This is a genomic window from Pseudomonas sp. A-RE-19, from assembly GCF_019956555.1.
GTDB lineage: Bacteria > Pseudomonadota > Gammaproteobacteria > Pseudomonadales > Pseudomonadaceae > Aquipseudomonas.
In genome coordinates this window covers 128892-147284 of the sequence record NZ_JAHBDQ010000007.1, presented here as the reverse complement: position 1 = coordinate 147284, position 18393 = coordinate 128892, and the positions used below count along the sequence as shown (strand labels likewise).

Here is an 18393-nt window from a genome sequence, read left to right as displayed (position 1 = left end):
GCGATTTGCCGGCCGCCAGTGGCCCGCATTCTCACTTATTTTCCAGGTCCAGGCCATACAGCCGGCAAATGCTCCCCTGAGTCGCCGGCTTCTGAGCTTTTCCAACACAGTTAGTGGAGAGATCACCTTGGTAGAGTACGTAGTTTCCCTCGATAAGCTCGGCGTCCATGATGTAGAGCATGTGGGGGGCAAGAACGCATCCCTGGGCGAGATGATCAGTAACCTTGCAGGTGCCGGTGTATCGGTGCCCGGTGGCTTCGCCACGACGGCTCAGGCATATCGTGATTTCCTGGAACTGAGCGGTCTGAACGACCAGATCCACGCCGCGCTCGACGCGCTGGATGTCGATGATGTCAACGCCCTGGCCAAAACCGGTGCCCAGATCCGCCAATGGATCATGGAAGCCGAATTCCCCGAAAAACTTAACGCCGAGATCCGTACCGCGTTCGCCACACTGTCGGCCGGCAACCCTGACATGGCCGTGGCCGTGCGCTCTTCCGCCACCGCCGAAGACTTGCCGGACGCTTCCTTCGCCGGCCAGCAGGAAACCTTCCTGAACATCCGTGGTGTCGAAAACGTTATTCGCGCCGCCAAAGAGGTGTTCGCTTCCCTGTTCAACGACCGCGCCATTTCCTACCGCGTCCACCAGGGCTTCGACCACAAGCTGGTAGCCCTGTCGGCCGGCGTGCAGCGCATGGTTCGCTCCGAAACCGGCACTGCGGGGGTAATGTTCACCCTCGATACCGAATCGGGCTTCCGTGACGTGGTGTTCATCACCGGCGCCTATGGCCTGGGTGAAACCGTCGTACAAGGCGCGGTGAACCCGGATGAATTCTATGTCCACAAGGGCACACTGGAAGCCGGTCGTCCGGCCATCCTGCGTCGCAACCTGGGCAGCAAAGCCATCAAGATGATTTACGGCGAAGTGGCCACGGCCGGTAAATCGGTCAAAACCATCGACGTGGACAAGGCCGATCGTGCACGTTTCTGTCTGAGCGACGCCGAAGTCAGCGAGCTGGCCAAGCAAGCGATGATCATCGAGAAGCATTACAAGTGCCCGATGGACATCGAATGGGCCAAAGACGGCGACGACGGCAAGCTGTACATCGTGCAGGCCCGTCCGGAAACCGTGAAAAGCCGCACCCAGGCCAACGTGATGGAACGTTACCTGCTGAAGGAAACCGGCACCGTGCTGGTGGAAGGTCGTGCCATCGGCCAGCGCATCGGCGCGGGCAAGGTGCGGATCATCAAGGACGTGTCCGAGATGGACAAAGTCCAGCCGGGCGACGTTCTGGTTTCCGACATGACCGACCCGGATTGGGAACCGGTCATGAAGCGCGCGAGCGCCATCGTCACCAACCGTGGCGGGCGTACCTGCCACGCGGCGATCATCGCCCGCGAACTGGGTATTCCGGCCGTGGTCGGTTGCGGCAACGCCACTCAGCTGTTGCAAGACGGCCAGGGCGTGACCGTGTCCTGCGCTGAAGGCGACACCGGTTACATCTTCGAAGGCGAACTGGGCTTCGACATCAAGAAAAACTCCGTGGATGCCATGCCGGATCTGCCGTTCAAGATCATGATGAACGTTGGCAACCCGGACCGTGCCTTCGACTTCGCGCAATTGCCGAACGCCGGTGTGGGCCTGGCCCGTCTGGAATTCATCATCAACCGCATGATCGGTGTTCACCCTAAAGCGCTGTTGAACTACGACGGCCTGCCGCAAGAAATCAAGGACAGCGTCGACAAGCGTATTGCCGGTTACAACGACCCGGTCGGCTTCTATGTCGAGAAACTGGTCGAAGGCATCAGCACCCTGGCCGCAGCGTTCTGGCCGAAAAAGGTCATCGTGCGTCTGTCGGACTTCAAGTCCAACGAATACGCGAACCTGATCGGCGGCAAACTCTACGAGCCGGAAGAAGAAAACCCGATGCTGGGCTTCCGCGGCGCTTCGCGTTACATCAGCGAATCGTTCCGTGACTGCTTCGAACTCGAATGCCGCGCCCTCAAGCGCGTGCGCAACGAGATGGGCCTGACCAACGTTGAAATCATGGTGCCGTTCGTCCGTACCCTGGGCGAAGCGAGCCAGGTGGTCGATTTGCTGGCCGAAAACGGTCTGGCCCGTGGCGACAACGGTCTGCGCGTGATCATGATGTGCGAACTGCCGTCCAACGCGATCCTGGCTGAAGAATTCCTCGAGTTCTTCGACGGCTTCTCCATCGGCTCCAACGACCTGACCCAGCTCACCCTGGGCCTGGACCGTGACTCCGGGATCATCGCGCACCTGTTCGACGAGCGAAATCCTGCGGTCAAGAAGCTGCTGGCCAATGCTATTCAGGCGTGCAACAAAGCTGGCAAGTACATCGGCATCTGCGGTCAGGGCCCTTCGGACCACCCGGATCTGGCCAAGTGGCTGATGGAGCAGGGCATCGAAAGCGTTTCGCTGAACCCCGATTCCGTACTGGAAACCTGGTTCTTCCTGGCTGAAGGTCAGGCTTCGGCCTGATGTGTTGAGTGAAGAGGCCTGTCGGTGACCGGCCTCTTTAGGATTCTGTGTCCCATCTCGGTAATGCGTTCAAATTTGATGTGTGGATTTTGTTGGCAGGCAAGGCGCAGCGACGAGTCATAGCCAGCTATGGCGAGGAGCTGCAACGCAGCATGCCGGCAAAATTGAACAGTCATTGCCGAGATGGGACACTTGGGCGGGCTCCATCTGGATGCCGCCCTTTTTTGTGCAAGAGCATTATGCAAAGCAGCAGCAACCTATTTCCTGTCGCCCTGATCAGCGCCGAGCGGCGCGGTGATCTGAGCGAAGACGTCTATCGTTTAAAACCCGGCAACAGCCCCGACGGCACCGTCGAACTGGCTGTGACGCGTTTGGGCCTGGCCGATGAGCCGGCGGTGCGTGGCGTGCCGGTGATTCTGTTGCATGGCAGCTTTTCCAATCGGCGTTTCTGGTTCTCTCCCAAAGGTTTGGGCCTGGGCGCTTATCTGACGCGCCTGGGGTTCGATGTGTGGATTCCGGAAATGCGCGGTCACGGCCTGTCCCAACGCAACCAGGATTATCGCAAGAACCGCGTCGCCGACTATGCGCGCTACGATTTGCCAGCCATTGGTGCATTCGCGCGCGAGCAAAGCGGCCAGATTCCGCACTGGATCGGCCATTCGCTGGGCGGCATTACCCTGGCCGCGGCATTGGGCGGTCAGTACCTGGGTGAGCCCGCCGTGGCTTCTGCGGCGTTTTTCGGCACACAGGTCAGCCGCACCTACTGGCCGTTGAAGTTTCCACCGGTGGAGTGGAGCGGGCGCTTCATTCTCAAGCGTTTTGCCCAGCTGTCGGGTTCACGGCTCAAACGTGGCCCGGAGGACGAGCCGATTGGTCTGGCCCTGGAAAGCATGCGCTGGTATGGACTGTTCGGCCGTTTTGGCGATGCCGACAAGGACTGGTGGGCGGGTTTGGCCGAGGTTCAGTTGCCAGTGTTGGCGGTGAGTGCCGCGGGCGATCATCAGGACCCGACCTGGGCCTGCCGCAAGCTGTTCGATCAGGTCGGCTCCGAGCACAAACAATTCATTACCCTTGGCCGCGAGCAGGGCTTTGGCGATAATTTCGGTCATGTGGAAATGCTTGTCAGCAAGGCTGCACAGACGGAAGTCTGGCCGTTGGTGGCGCGTTGGCTGGCGGATCAACAGACGCCTTTGCTGGGTGGAAAGCCGGATTTGGCCGCGGCAGTTTGAGTCTGATGCTCTGACAAGGGCATTTCGCTCTGATTGGCTTGCGGCTAAGATATGACGCATTGAACTGTTCTGGTCACTTTTGGTGGCAGATTCGATCGGTGCGTTTGCAGTCGTTCAGTCTTGGCCCGCGTATGCTGCCAACTCGATTGTCTTCCTCTTCACAGGAGTTTCTCGATGAACCATTACCTCACGCCTGATCTGTGCGACGCCTACCCGGAGCTGGTGCAGGTGCTGGAACCGATGTTCAGTAATTTCGGTGGCCGTGATTCTTTCGGCGGCGAAATCGTGACCGTCAAATGTTTCGAAGACAACTCGCGGGTCAAGGAGCAAGTCGAGCTCAAGGGCAACGGTAAAGTGCTGGTGGTCGACGGTGGCGGTTCCCTGCGTCGCGCGCTGTTGGGCGACCTGCTGGCCGAAAAAGCCGCGAACAACGGTTGGGAAGGGCTGGTGATTTACGGTTGCATCCGCGACGTCGACGTCATTGCGCAAACCGATCTGGGGGTTCAAGCCCTGGCCAGTCATCCGATGAAAACCGACAGGCGCGGCCTCGGCGACCTCAACGTTGCCGTGACCTTTGCAGGCGTGACCTTCCACCCGGGTCACTACGTTTATGCGGACAACAATGGCGTGATCATCTCGCCTAGCCCGCTGAAGATGCCTGAATAAAGCGTGTTTCATTAAAGGGGTGAGGATGTTCGAGGAAGAAAACGCGCAGTGGGGGCTGGTGCATGCCCTGGTGCTGGACGGTAAAGGCGGCGCGCGTTCGATAGCCCGGACTGAACTCGATGATTTGCAGCTGCAGGCCCATGAAAGCCTGTGGCTGCATTGGGATCGCAGTCACCCGCAAACCCAGACATGGCTGCGCAAATCCAGCGGTTTGAGTGAATTCAGTTGCGACTTGTTGCTGGAAGAGAACACCCGACCGCGTCTTCTACCGCTGCCAGACTTCGAGCTGTTGCTGTTTCTGCGCGGGATCAACCTCAATCCAGGTGCCGAGCCGGAAGACATGGTCTCGGTGCGAATCTTCGGTTCGGCCCAGCGGGTGATTTCCTTGCGCCTGCGACCGTTGCGCGCCACCGATGAGTTGCTGGTGCAGCTGGCCGAAGGCAAAGGGCCGAGATCCGCTTCCGAACTGATCCTTTATATGGCGCAATACCTCACCCACAAGGTGCAGGATCTGGTCAGCTGCCTCTCGGAAATCGTTGATGAGGAAGAAGAAAGGCTGGATTCCGACGAACGGTACACACCGGAGCATGGAGCCGTTTTGCAGATCCGTCGCAGGGCGGCCGCACTCAAGCGTTTTCTGGCGCCGCAACGGGATATTTTTGGTCAGCTGACGCGGATAAAACTGCCATGGTTCGTGGAAGACGATGGCGACTATTGGAACGAATTGAACAACAGCCTGACCCGTTATCTCGAGGAACTGGAATTGACCCGGGAGCGCGTGGGGCTGGTCCTGGAGGCCGAAGACCGACGTCTGACCGTGCGCATGAACCGCACGATGTATCGCTTCGGGATCATCACCGGGATCTTTTTGCCGATGAGTTTTCTGACCGGTCTTTTGGGTATCAACGTCGGCGGCATTCCGTTCTCCACCAACCCTTATGGCTTCCTGATCGCCTGCTTGCTGGCAAGCTCGGTAGCGTTGGCGCAGTGGTGGCTATTCCGACGTTTGCGCTGGTTCTGATGATGAGTCATGTGACCCGACCAAATTTGATCGCGTCTTTCACAGATATCACGAGAGGTGCGTATGCACGATCCGTTTGAACAGTCTTTGCGTGACATGCTCAAAGCTTCGCCGTCCAGCCGTGACGACGATGCCTGCCTGGGTCGCGTGCTGAAAACCGCCAACCGCCAGGTGGGTGCCGGCGACCTGTTCAGCCTGCTGGGCCGTTGGCTGCCCGCGCTGATGATCGCTCTGAATAATGGATCGGCCCATGTCTCGCCGGTTTCCCGTCTGCGTAAACCTACCGCTCGCACTGCTGATAAGGCTGATTGAATATGGAACTTGATCTCTGGACTCAGAGCCTCGTCACTGCAATGACTGCGTTATGGACCAAGGTTGCGAACTTCATTCCGAACCTGTTCGGCGCACTGGTTGTGCTGCTGCTGGGGTTTGTCGTGGCCAAGCTGCTGGACACATTGCTCTCCAAGTTGCTCGCCAAACTGGGCCTCGATCGCTTGATGGGGGGGACCGGGCTGACCAAAATACTGTCCCGCGCCGGTCTTCAGGTGCCTATCTCGACGTTGATCGGCAAGATCGTCTATTGGTTCGTGCTGCTGATTTTCCTGGTTTCGGCGGCAGAATCACTTGGACTTGAACGAGTTTCAGCTACGCTGGACATGCTGGCGTTGTATTTGCCGAAAGTATTTGGCGCTGCGCTGGTGCTGCTGGTGGGTGTCTTGCTGGCGCAACTGGCCAATGGGCTGGTGCGTGGCGCGGCAGAAGGCGTAGGGCTTGACTACGCCGCCGGCCTGGGGCGAATTGCCCAAGGCCTGGTGATCATCATCAGTATTTCGGTTGCGATCAGCCAGTTGGAGGTCAAGACAGACCTGCTCAACCATGTGATCGTGATCGTGTTGATTACCGTTGGTCTGGCGGTAGCGCTGGCCATGGGGTTGGGAAGCCGGGAAATTGCCGGTCAGATTCTTGCGGGAATCTATGTGCGTGAGTTGTATCAGGTTGGGCAACAAGTACGAGTTGGCGAGGTCGAAGGTCAGATCGAAGAGATCGGCACGGTGAAAACCACCGTGCTGACCGACGAGGGTGAGCTAGTCTCTCTCTCGAATCGGATTCTCCTGGAGCAGCATGTGAGTAGCCGCTAACCCGGCAAATCCTGCTAATGTATGCCGCCGCAAAATGCCCTGAGGGGCTGCGGCGGACATTGACCTGACTGTCGGCCCGACTTGTTTTGAATAAAGCTCAATCGCTCTCCACGCGCTACGACCCCCGCGAGCTCTCTGATGAGGAGTTGGTCGCGCGCTCGCATACCGAGCTGTTTCACGTAACCCGCGCCTATGAAGAACTGATGCGGCGTTACCAGCGAACATTATTTAACGTTTGTGCGCGGTATCTTGGGAACGATCGCGATGCAGACGATGTCTGTCAGGAAGTGATGTTGAAGGTGCTGTACGGCCTGAAGAACTTCGAGGGGAAATCGAAGTTCAAGACGTGGCTGTACAGCATCACCTACAACGAATGCATCACGCAGTATCGGAAAGAACGGCGAAAGCGTCGCTTGATGGACGCTTTGAGTCTGGACCCCCTCGAGGAAGCGTCTGAAGAAAAGGCGCCTAAACCCGAGGAAAAGGGTGGACTTGATCGCTGGCTGGTGTATGTGAACCCGATCGACCGTGAAATTCTGGTGCTACGATTTGTCGCAGAGCTGGAATTTCAGGAGATCGCAGACATAATGCACATGGGTTTGAGTGCGACAAAAATGCGGTATAAACGCGCTCTAGACAAATTGCGTGAGAAATTTGCAGGCATTGCCGAAACTTAGTTCGGCGCAAATATCTCTTACGTGTAGGCAAGTTCTGATAGACTTGCCGCCGAGTTGTCCCCCGGTTTGCGGGACTGCTTCACAATCACCAGATGGGGATTTAACGGATGAAACTGAAAAACACCTTGGGCTTTGCCATTGGTTCTCTTATTGCCGCTACTTCGTTCGGCGCGCTGGCACAAGGCCAAGGCGCAGTTGAAATCGAAGGCTTCGCCAAGAAAGAACAGTACGACAGCGATCGTAACTTCAAGAACAACGGCAATCTGTTCGGCGGTTCGGTTGGTTACTTCCTGACCGACGACGTGGAACTGCGTCTGGCCTACGACGAAGTACACAACGTACGTGCAGATGATGGTCGTAACGTAAAGGGCGCTGATACCGCTCTGGACGCTCTGTACCACTTCAACAACCCAGGCGACATGATCCGTCCATACGTTTCTGCCGGTTTCTCGGACCAGAGCATTGGCCAGAACGGTTCGGGTCGTAACCGCTCCACTTTCGCCAACGTTGGCGGTGGTGCCAAGCTGTACTTCACTGAAAACTTCTACGCCCGTGCCGGCGTTGAAGCTCAGTACAACATCGACCAGGGTGACACCGAGTGGGCACCAAGCGTCGGTATCGGTGTGAACTTCGGTGGCGGCTCCAAGCCTGCTGCTGCTCCAGTTCCAGCACCAGCTGAAGTTTGCTCCGACAGCGACAACGATGGCGTTTGCGACAACGTTGACAAGTGCCCGGACACCGCAGCCAACGTAACTGTTGACGCTGATGGCTGCCCAGCAGTTGCTGAAGTTGTTCGTGTTGAGCTGGACGTGAAATTCGACTTCAACAAGTCGGTAGTCAAGCCTAACAGCTACGGCGACATCAAAAACCTGGCTGACTTCATGAAGCAGTACCCGTCCACTACTACTGTAGTTGAAGGTCACACTGACTCCGTCGGTCCTGACGCTTACAACCAGAAACTGTCCGAGCGTCGTGCAAACGCCGTTAAGCAAGTTCTGACCAACCAGTACGGTGTTCAGTCGTCCCGCGTTCAGTCTGTTGGCTACGGCGAATCCCGCCCAGTTGCTGACAACGCCACTGAAGCTGGTCGCGCTGTTAACCGTCGCGTAGAAGCGAAGGTTGAAACTCAAGCTAAGTAATTAGCTCGCAGCTCTGGAAAAGCCCGGCTTAGGCCGGGCTTTTCTTTGTCTGCGATTTGGGTTTCAGCGAGGGTTTGGCGGTGCTCCGAAAAGATCGCAGCCTGCGGCAGCTCCTACCGGAACGCGCCGATGCATCGATCTACTGTAGGCGCTGCCGAAGGCTGCGATCTTTTGACTTTTTCTTCACAAGCCGCCACCGCGCCAATCACCAGAATCGCCGGACTTTTGAGCTGGAAGTCGCAGGCATCTTCTTCCATTGCTGCCAAGTCACTCCGACATTCCCGTTGGTGCGGCAGGGAAGCATTTTCGATCATCGCCACAGGCGTATCGGCTGCCATTCCACCGGCCAGCAGTTGCTCGCGAATTTCACTCAGCTTTGCCACGCCCATGTAGATCACTAGCGTGGTGCCCCCTTGAGCCAAGGCCTGCCAGTTCAGGCTGCTGTCATCCTGAGTGTGCGCCGTAACCAGTGTCACGCCACGCGCGACGCCTCTGAGCGTCAGCGAAATATCGCATTGGGTCGCGCCGGCAAGGCCAGCGGTGATGCCGTTGACCAGCTCAACCTCGACGCCGCGCTCACGCAACCACTGCGCTTCTTCACCGCCGCGCCCGAAGATGCACGGATCGCCACCCTTGAGCCGCACCACGCATTTGCCTTGGCGGGTATAACGCAGCATAAGGCGATGAATGAACGCTTGAGGCGTGGAGCGACAGCCGCCGCGCTTACCCACAGGAATAATTCGTGCGCTCGGGCAATGCTCCAGCACCGCGTCATTGACCAGATCGTCGATCAGCACCACGTCCGCTTCGCGCAACGCTCGAACCGCCTTGAGGGTCATCAATTCAGGATCGCCAGGACCCGCACCCACCAGCCAGACTTTTGCGCTCATAGTGTTTTCCTCACGAGATGACGGCGACTGGCTGCGCAGTGGCGGCCAGCAAACGCTTGATTTCCGGGACGCAGGAGCCGCATTGCGTGCCGCAACCCAATTCTTGTTTCAAACCCTGCAAGTCCAGGCCACGGCCGATACCGGCACAGACCGCGTTCTGGCTGACGTTCATGCAGTTGCACAGGGTTTTGGTGCCGGATGCGGGAGTGCCAGCGCTGCCCGGTGGCGCACTCAACGGTGCCAGCAGCCAGCGGCGCAGTTGTTCATCGGCGCGGCCTTCGAGCCACAGGCTTTGCAGCCAGTGTTGGGCGAGGGTTTCACCGGCCAGGCGAATTGCGGTGATCCGGCCGTTCTCGATCCGTACCCGTTTGCCGATCGAACGCCGAGGATCGTCGTAGGCCAATACCGGGCCGTCGTTGAGCCCCAGGCATTGGTCGATATCACGCAATAGCTGCGGCTCTGGCGCGGTGGCGCTGGCAGCGCGTATCAGCAGCGCAGGACGCTCACGACCGGTAAGGCTGAGGCTTGCGTAGGAAAACGCCTCACAGAGTGGTCGCAGTGTCTCTAAATGCTGTTGAACATCACCCTCTATCAGCGCGAAAAGCTGCCAGGGCAATTGCACAGGCTCGAGTCGCACACCGCTGTGTTTGAGTTCCGGTTGTTTCGACAGCGGATCGAAGGCAGGAAGTGTGAGGGTATTCACGCCGCCCTTGAGAAAGCGGTCGCCCCAATGCATCGGCAGAAAGGCCTGGCCCGGACGTACGCTGTCGTCGCTGCTGACCGGCACGATCACCGAGCCCCGGCGACTTTTCAGATTGATCAGGTCGCCAGGTTGCAGGCGATGCCGGCGCAGTTCATCCGGGTGCAGGCTCAACACGGCTTCGCTGACATGGCCGAATAGCTGCGCGGCGGTGCCGGTGCGGCTCATGCCGTGCCATTGATCGCGCAGGCGGCCGGTGATCAGGGTCAGCGGGAAGCGCGCATCGCGTTGCTCCTTGGCAGCGCGATACGGGTCGGTCACGAACTGTGCACGCCCGCTGGCAGTAGGGAAAACTCCGTCGAGGTAGAGCCGCGCCGTGCCTTCGCGGGCGCCGGCGGGGAAGGGCCATTGCTGTGGGCCGAGCTGGTCGATCAACTCATGACTGATCCCGGACAGGTCGAGGTCGCGGCCGTGAGTCAGGTGTTTGTATTCGTCGAAGACCTGTGCCGGGGTTTCAAAGGCAAACAGGCTGGTTGCTCCGGGGCGCAGACGTTTCTCCAGGCGCTGTGCGAAATCCACCGTGATCGCCCAGTCGGACCGTGCTTCACCGGGTGCGCCAATGGCCCGACGGACGTGGGAAATGCGCCGTTCGGAGTTGGTGACCGTGCCGTCCTTTTCACCCCAACTGGCGGCGGGCAGCAGCAGGTCGGCGAACGCGGCGGTTTCGGTGGTGCGAAAGGCTTCCTGCAACACCACGAACGGGCAGGCTTGCAGTGCCGCGCGCACAGCGGTTTGATCCGGCAGCGACTGTGCAGGGTTGGTGCAGGCGATCCACAGGGCTTTGATCTTGCCGCTACTCATCTGCTCGAACAGTTCGATGGCGGTTAGCCCGGTGTTCGCGGGCAGTTGATCAACGCCCCAGTAGGCAGCCACTTGCGCGCGGTGTTCAGCATTGGCCGCTTCACGATGGCCTGGTAGCAGGTTTGACAAACTGCCGGTTTCCCGGCCGCCCATGGCATTCGGCTGACCGGTCAGCGAGAAAGGTCCTGCACCGGGCCGACCGATTTGCCCGGTGGCCAGGTGCAGGTTGATCAGTGCGCTGTTCTTCGCGCTGCCAGCGGTGGACTGATTCAGCCCCATGCACCACAGCGACAGAAAACTCGGTGAAGTGCCGACCCATTCGGCGCATTGATGCAGTTGCTCGACGCTGATGCCACAGAGCTGAGAAACCATTGACGGGGTGTAATCGCGCACCAGGTTTTTCAGCTCGGCCAGGCCTTCGGTGTGGGCCTTGATGAAGTCGCGGTCGACCCAGTCTTCCCACAGCAACAGGTGCAAAATTCCGTGGAACAAGGCGACGTCAGTGCCGGGCAGAATCGCCAGGTGCAAGTCGGCCAAATCGCAGGTGTCGGTGCGCCGTGGGTCGATGACGATGACTTTCATCTGCGGTCGGCGGGATTTGGCTTCTTCCAGGCGACGAAACAGTACCGGGTGGGCGTAGGCCATGTTGCTGCCGACGATCATCACGCAGTCGCTCAATTCCAGGTCTTCGTAATTGCAAGGGGGAGCATCGGCGCCGAGGCTGCGCTTGTAGCCGACTACCGCGGAAGACATGCACAGTCGCGAATTGCTGTCGATGTTGTTGGTGCCCACCAGAGCCCGCGCCAGTTTGTTGAAGGCGTAGTAATCCTCGGTCAGCAATTGCCCGGAGATGTAGAACGCGACGCTGTCCGGGCCGTGCTCGGCGATGGTCTCGGCAAAGACGCTGGCGGCATGATCAAGGGCAGTGTCCCAATCGGTGCGGCTGCGGGCCAGGCCTTTGCCCAGGCGCAGTTCCGGGTATAACGCCCGTGCCGTCAGGTCGCCGGTCAGGTGCAGGGTCGAACCTTTACTGCACAATTTGCCGAAGTTGGCCGGGTGTGCCGGATCGCCGCTGACGCCGAGGATGCGCTCGCCGTCGTGTTCGATCAGCACGCCGCAGCCGACCCCGCAGTAGCAGCAGGTGGAGGCGGTGATTTGACGGTCCATCAGCTTGCTTCCCGCAGGGCCAGCAGCACCCGGCCGTTCTCGACCCGTGCCGAGTGATGGTGGGCGCAGCCGACATCCGGGGCCTGGGCTTCGCCGGTTTCCAGATCGATCTGCCAGTTGTGCAGCGGGCAGGCCACCCGCTTGCCGTAGATCAAACCCTGAGACAGCGGCCCGCCCTTGTGCGGACAGCGGTCGTCGAGGGCGAAAACCTCATCGTCGCTTGTACGAAAAATCGCGATGTCGCCTTTCGGGCCGGCGATGATCCGCGAGCCAAGGGTGTTGATCTCTTCCAGTGCGCAGATATCCAGCCAGTTCATACCGACACCTCCAGGTTCTTCACGGGAATGACCTCAAATTCTTTTTTCAGCAGCGGCTGTTCGAGGCGTTCCTTCCAGGGGTCCTGTTCGAACGACAGGGAAAATTGCAGGCGATCGTTTAATGCCTTGCGCCGTTCCGGGTCTTCCAGCACGGCTTTCTTGATGTGTTCCATGCCGACCCGTTGCAGGTAGTGCACGGTGCGCTCAAGGTAGAAGGCTTCTTCGCGATACAGCTGCAGGAACGCGCCGTTGTATTCGCGTACTTCTTCGGCGGTTTTCAGTTTGACGAAGAACTCTGCGACTTCAGTTTTGATCCCGCCGTTGCCGCCGATGTACATCTCCCAGCCGGAATCCACGCCGATAATGCCGACATCCTTGATTCCCGCTTCCGAGCAGTTGCGTGGGCAACCGGAGACGGCCAGTTTCACTTTGTGCGGCGACCACATGTTGAACAGGTCGTGTTCGAGCTCGATGCCCAGTTGCGTGGAGTTCTGGGTGCCGAAGCGGCAGAACTCGCTGCCGACGCAGGTTTTCACCGTGCGGATGGATTTGCCGTAGGCGTGGCCGGATGGCATATCCAGATCCTTCCAGACGCCAGGCAGGTCCTGTTTTTTGATCCCCAGCAAGTCGATGCGCTGGCCGCCGGTGACCTTGACCATCGGCACGTTGTATTTGTCGGCCACGTCGGCGATGCGCCGCAGCTCCGAAGGATTGGTCACACCGCCCCACATCCGCGGGACTACAGAGTAAGTGCCGTCTTTCTGAATGTTGGCGTGGGCACGTTCGTTGATCAGGCGCGATTGCGGATCATCCTTGGCTTCGCCCGGCCAGGTGGAGATCAGGTAATAGTTGAGCGCCGGGCGGCAGGTGGCACAACCGTTCGGGGTGCGCCAGTTCAGGTAGCTCATGGTGCCGGCGATGGTCAGCAGGTGCTGGTCGCGGATGGCTTGGCGAATTTGCCCGTGGTTGAGGTCGCTGCAACCGCAGATGGCTTTTTCGCTCTTCGGTTTGACGTCCGCCGCGCCGCCCACAGTGTTGATCAGAATCTGCTCGACGAGGCCGGCGCAAGAGCCACAAGAACTGGCGGCCTTGGTGTGTTTCTTCACGTCATCGACGCTGAACAGACCGTGTTCCTGAATGGCTTTGACGATGGTGCCTTTGCACACGCCATTGCAGCCGCAGACTTCGGCGGTGTCGGCCATGCTCATGGCTTTGTCCTGACCTTGATGTCCTACGTCGCCGAGGGCGTTTTCGCCGAACATCAGGTGATCGCGGATCTCGCCGATGCCATGGTTCTCACGGATCTGCCGGAAATACCAACCACCATCTGCCGTATCGCCGTACAGACAGGCCCCGACCAGCACGTCATCCTTGATCACCAGTTTTTTGTAGACCCCACCGATCGGGTCGGAAAGGGTGATGGTTTCGGTGCCTTCGCCACCCATGAAGTCGCCGGCGGAAAACAGGTCGATACCGGTGACTTTCAATTTGGTCGACGTCACCGAGCCCTTGTAGGTGGCGAAGCCCAATTGAGCGAGGTGGTTGGCGCACACCTTGGCTTGTTCGAACAGTGGCGCGACCAGGCCGTAGGCAATGCCACGGTGGCTGGCGCATTCGCCGATGGCGTAGACCCGAGGGTCGTAGGTTTGCATCGTGTCGTTGACCAGAATCCCGCGGTTGCAAGGGATGCCGGATTTCTCCGCGAGTTCGGTGTTGGGGCGAATGCCAGCGGCCATCACCACCAGGTCGGCGGGGATGATGTCGCCGTTCTTGAACTGCACTGAGCCGACCCGGCCATTGCCGGCGTCGTGCAGGGCCTGGGTCTGTTCGCACAGGCGGAAATGCAGGCCGCGGGCTTCCAGGGCGGTTTGCAGGAGTTGGCCGCTGGTTTTATCCAGTTGCCGTTCCAGCAGCCATTCGCCGATGTGCACCACGGTGACGTGCATGCCGCGCAGCATCAGGCCGTTGGCGGCTTCAAGACCCAGCAGGCCGCCGCCGATGACCACGGCGTGCTTGTGGGTCTTGGCGGTGTCGATCATCGCCTGGGTGTCGGCAATGTCGCGGTAGCCGATCACGCCCTGCAGGGTATTGCCGGGGATCGGCAGGATGAACGGGGTCGAGCCGGTAGCGATCAGCAGGCGGTCGTATTCGGCCTCGGTGCCGTCTTCGGCGATGACCCGGCGTTTGACCCGGTCGATCTCCACCACTTTGCGGTTGAGCAGCAGCTTGATGTTGTTTTCCAGGTACCAGTCCAGATCGTTGAGCACGATCTCTTCGAACGTCTGTTCGCCGGCCAATACAGGCGACAGCAGGATGCGGTTGTAGTTGGTATGGGGTTCGGCGCCGAAGACCGTGATGTCGTACAGCTCATTACTCAGTTTGAGCAGTTCTTCCAGGGTGCGAACCCCGGCCATGCCGTTGCCGATCATCACCAGTTTTAGTTTTTTCATCAGGTTCTCCGGGGAGCTCGGGCTGGCCTCATCAGGGCATTCAGGCCTTGCTCGACAAAATTTTGCGCAAACAAAAAAAGGCGTCCCGCTAGCTAACTAGCGAGGACGCCTTTGTCCTTGTCCCGTTCTCTCGGGCAGCGCAGCCTTCTACGTTGAAGGCCGGGCTTTATGTATGTTGGGAAAGGTAATGCAGTGGTTGTGCCAAGTCGCACAAATGCCGGATTTATGGGCTCTCAGCGTGGGAGGAGGGTGTTTGCATGCACCGGTTCAATGCGCCATGCACGGTTTTGAAGCAGAAAAGTCAAAAGATCGCAGCCTGCGGCAGCTCCTGCGGGAGATCGTGGGCACCTGTAGGCGCTTTCGCAGGCTGCGATCTTTTGATCTTTTGGGGGCAGTGAAAAACTCAACCATGAAACAGCAAAAACAGCAGCACCAGATTCACCAGCAACGACACCAGCGCCAACGTCCGCCAGACTTTCAACGGTTCGCGCTCCAGCAACGGTCTGGGGCGCACGCTCAAACTGCGTCGTTCTCCCTGTTCCAGTAGCAGCAACCATTCTTCCGCCGTTTCAAAGCGCTGATCCGGAGCTGCCGCCACTGCGCGCTCCAGGCTTTGCGCGATCCACTCCGGCAAGTCGGGTCGGTAGCGACTGGCGCTGACAGGCACACCAAACCGTGGGCGCTGGAACGCTTCGATTTCGCCGTAGGGATAATGCCCGGTCAGCAGGTAATACAAGGTCACGCCGACCGCATACAAATCCTGTTGCGGTGTTGGCGGGTCACCTCGAAAGGCTTCCGGCGCGATATAGCTGGGCGTTCCGGGCAGGGCGAAAGCTTGATCTTCAGACAGGCCGGGGCAGTAGGCGAGGCCGAAATCCAGCAGGCGCAGCTCGCCGTCGTCCCCCAGCAGCAGGTTCTCCGGTTTGATATCGCGATGCAGAATCTGCCGTCGATGCAGTATGCCGACGGCCCGCAGCAGGCGTTCAGCCAGATCCTGCCATTGAGCCAAGGGCAGCGTTGCGACACGCTCATGCAGCTCCGCCAGGGTAGACCCGGAATATTCACGCATCACGTAGTACAAATGCTGACGCTGACTGGCGGCATGGACTTCGGGAAAATGCCGCCCGGCCACACGCTTGAGAAACCATTCCTCCGACAACAATGCCTGCCCGGCCAGGTGATCGTCATGGAGTGCAGCAGGTAAGGTTTTCAGCAGCCAGGGCTGTTGTTGGGCGTCGCGTACTCGATAAAGCAGCGATTGCTGGCTCTGGCCGAGGATCCCCTCGACCTGCCAGCCTTCGAAGGCCTGGCCCGGTTTCAACGCTGGCGGGAGTGGCCATTGCTGCAGATGAATCAGGGCATCGCCGATGCTGGTTTCACCGAGGGCATCGACCCGCACCAGCAGGGCGCTGGCGTTGTCCTGACTGCCGGCCAGGTGCGCGGCGCTGACCAAGGTCTGCGCGGCACTGTCCAGGTCAGGCTGATCACGCAAAATGCCCGCAATGGCCGTGTCGCCCAGCACGGCCCAGATGCCATCGCTGAGCAGCACGAAACTCTCATTCAGGCGCAGTTCGCCATCGAGAAAGTCCAGCACCAGATGTTGATCCAGCCCCAAGGCCCGCTTGAGCACATGCTGCATGCCCGGCTGGTCCCAGACGTGATCCTCGCTCACCCGTTGCAGCGTGTCGGCGTGCCAGCGGTAAACCCGGCAATCACCGACATGCGCCAGGGTGAAACGCCTGCCGCGCATCACCAAGGCACTGACGGTGGTCAGCAGCGGTTGCCCGCCACCGTTAGCCTGTAACCAACGATTTTGCGCCAGTAGCAGACGGTCCAATGCCTGGGCGACGCCCCAGGTTTCCGGGGTGGCGTAATAGTCCAGCGCCAAGGCCTGCAAGGTCGAACGGGCCGCAAGACCGCCATCGGCGCATTGGCTGACGCCGTCGGCGATGGCGAACAGGTAACCCTTGCTCGCCGCCAGCGCCGGGGCCGGAGTGACCAGGCGCAGAGCGTCCTGGTTCTCTTCGCGAGGCCCGATGGCGCTGTGTTCGGCAAAACTCAGTTGCAGGCTCATTCAGCCCTCACACTCGAGCAGCGGTGACGGCTGCCGAACCCCAAGTGGTTCTCCAGCGACGTTTCACACCGTGCAGACCGAACCAGGCGAGCACGCCGAGGCTGGCAAACAACCACAAGGCCATTTGATAGCTGCCAGTGCTTTGCTTGATCGCGCCCATGCCGGCCGCCAGTGCAAAGCCACCGATGCCACCGGCCATGCCGATCAACCCGGTCATCACACCGATCTCCCGACGAAAACGCTGCGGGACCAACTGGAATACGGCACCGTTGCCTGCACCCAAACCGAGCATGGAGCAGACGAAAAGCGCCAACGCTGCGTAGGAGTTAGGCAGATTGAAACCCACTACCGCAATGCAGGTCGCTGCCACGGTGTACATCGCCAGCAAGGTGCGAATCCCGCCGAAGCGATCCGCCAGCGCGCCGCCCAACGGACGCATCAGGCTGCCACCAAATACGCATGCTGCAGTGTAGTAGCCGGCGGTCACCGGGCTCAGGCCGTATTGGTCGTTGAAGTAGCCGGGCAGGGCGCTGGCCAGGCCGATGAAGCCACCGAAGGTCACGCTGTAGAAAAACATGAACCACCAGCTGTCGCGGTCACCCAGGGCCTTGAAGTAGTCAGTCATGGACTTGGCTTTCGGGCGTTCAGGTGCATTCTTGGCCAGCCAGGCGAAGACGATCAGGGTCAGGATCAGCGGGATCAGGGCGAAGCCGAACACGTTGCTCCAGCCAAACATGGCGGCCAGCACCGGGGCAATCAGCGCGGCGAGCACGGTGCCCGAGTTGCCGGCACCGGCGATGCCCATGGCTTTACCTTGGTGCTGAGGCGGATACCATTGCGAGGCCAGCGGCAGGGCGACGGCGAAGGACGCACCGGCCATGCCGAGGAACAGGCCCAGCAACAACGCCTGCTCGTAACTGTGGATGCCGACTTTCCAGGCGACGAACAGGGCGCAGATAACGATCACCTGGCCGATGATCCCGGCGGTTTTTGGCGACAGACGATCAGCCAGCATGCCCATCGCAAAGCGTAATACGGCCCCGGCCAGAATTGGCGTGGCCACCACCAGCCCGCGCTGTTGAGTGGTCAGGTGCAAGTCAGCGGCGATCTGCACCGCCAAAGGGCCGAGCAGGTACCAGACCATGAAGCTCAGATCGAAATAGAGGAAGGCTGCGAACAGTGTCGGGGTATGGCCGGATTTCCAGAAGCTTGAATTCATCGCGCACCTCAGCTGTCAGGCGTATCAAGAAGGAGTCATGAGCTTGCAGGTGGGGCGCCGCAACGGCCGCACCACCAGCCCCGGTCTCTGGGGCCAAAACGGAAAAACGCCGCTACCCGATCCGCCAGGAGGCGAATGAGGTGAGCGACGTCTTTGTCGTAGGTGGGGCAACCGCCGTTGGTTACCTTGTAGTGATTTACTTAGCGAGATTTGTGCCAACACGTGAGATCGCGGTGTGGCCATTCGCGGGCAAGCCTCGCTCCTACAGGTTTTGTGTCGTTTACAACATCTGAACTCGCCACCAAACCCGTAGGAGCGAGGCTTGCCCGCGAAGGCGTCTG

General features: G+C 59.6%; 14 protein-coding genes. 8 read left to right on the top strand and 6 right to left on the bottom strand.

Annotation, left to right across the window (positions count from 1 at the left end):
• Positions 1-127 precede the first annotated feature (127 nt).
• From ppsA to KGB14_RS05965, 8 genes are all read left to right on the top strand, one after another.
• Positions 128-2503: a phosphoenolpyruvate synthase gene (gene ppsA / locus KGB14_RS06000; RefSeq protein ID WP_223484713.1), complete on the top strand. Its 2376-nt coding sequence runs from the start codon at positions 128-130 to the stop codon at positions 2501-2503.
• Between the two features lie 239 nt (positions 2504-2742).
• A complete protein-coding gene (locus tag KGB14_RS05995; protein WP_223484711.1) occupies positions 2743-3732 on the top strand; it encodes an alpha/beta fold hydrolase in 990 nt (329 codons plus the stop codon).
• A gap of 174 nt (positions 3733-3906) precedes the next feature.
• Positions 3907-4398, top strand: coding sequence for a ribonuclease E activity regulator RraA (gene rraA, locus KGB14_RS05990; RefSeq protein ID WP_223484709.1), 492 nt, complete (start codon positions 3907-3909; stop codon positions 4396-4398).
• Between the two features lie 25 nt (positions 4399-4423).
• Positions 4424-5419, top strand: coding sequence for a zinc transporter ZntB (locus KGB14_RS05985; RefSeq protein ID WP_223484707.1), 996 nt, complete (start codon positions 4424-4426; stop codon positions 5417-5419).
• 63 nt (positions 5420-5482) lie between these two features.
• Positions 5483-5731: a hypothetical protein gene (locus KGB14_RS05980; RefSeq protein ID WP_008006975.1), complete on the top strand. Its 249-nt coding sequence runs from the start codon at positions 5483-5485 to the stop codon at positions 5729-5731.
• A 2-nt stretch (positions 5732-5733) separates the two neighbouring features.
• Positions 5734-6558 (top strand): mechanosensitive ion channel family protein, encoded by an 825-nt coding sequence (locus tag KGB14_RS05975; protein WP_223484705.1) that lies wholly within the window; start codon positions 5734-5736, stop codon positions 6556-6558.
• A gap of 86 nt (positions 6559-6644) precedes the next feature.
• A complete protein-coding gene (gene sigX, locus KGB14_RS05970) occupies positions 6645-7235 on the top strand; it encodes an RNA polymerase sigma factor SigX (protein WP_017337463.1) in 591 nt (196 codons plus the stop codon).
• A gap of 107 nt (positions 7236-7342) precedes the next feature.
• Entirely contained in the window at positions 7343-8374 is a 1032-nt protein-coding gene (locus KGB14_RS05965; protein ID WP_223484703.1) for an OmpA family protein, read from the top strand.
• 113 nt (positions 8375-8487) lie between these two features.
• Here KGB14_RS05965 and cobA read toward each other — a convergent pair whose 3' ends face one another.
• From cobA to KGB14_RS05935, 6 genes are all read right to left on the bottom strand, one after another.
• A complete protein-coding gene (gene cobA, locus KGB14_RS05960; RefSeq protein ID WP_223484701.1) occupies positions 8488-9264 on the bottom strand; it encodes a uroporphyrinogen-III C-methyltransferase in 777 nt (258 codons plus the stop codon).
• A gap of 10 nt (positions 9265-9274) precedes the next feature.
• A complete protein-coding gene (locus tag KGB14_RS05955; RefSeq protein WP_223484699.1) occupies positions 9275-11992 on the bottom strand; it encodes a nitrate reductase in 2718 nt (905 codons plus the stop codon).
• Positions 11992-12309 (bottom strand): nitrite reductase small subunit NirD, encoded by a 318-nt coding sequence (nirD, locus tag KGB14_RS05950; protein WP_038979922.1) that lies wholly within the window; start codon positions 12307-12309, stop codon positions 11992-11994. The genes KGB14_RS05955 and nirD overlap by 1 nt, the downstream gene beginning before the upstream one ends.
• Positions 12306-14759: a nitrite reductase large subunit NirB gene (gene nirB, locus KGB14_RS05945; RefSeq protein WP_052965412.1), complete on the bottom strand. Its 2454-nt coding sequence runs from the start codon at positions 14757-14759 to the stop codon at positions 12306-12308. Before nirB ends, nirD begins: the two co-directional genes overlap by 4 nt.
• A gap of 403 nt (positions 14760-15162) precedes the next feature.
• Positions 15163-16833 (bottom strand): bifunctional protein-serine/threonine kinase/phosphatase, encoded by a 1671-nt coding sequence (locus KGB14_RS05940; RefSeq protein ID WP_223484697.1) that lies wholly within the window; start codon positions 16831-16833, stop codon positions 15163-15165.
• Between the two features lie 7 nt (positions 16834-16840).
• Complete coding sequence (locus KGB14_RS05935) at positions 16841-18052, bottom strand: nitrate/nitrite transporter (RefSeq protein WP_223484695.1); 1212 nt, start codon at positions 18050-18052, stop codon at positions 16841-16843.
• Between the last annotated feature and the right edge of the window lie 341 nt (positions 18053-18393).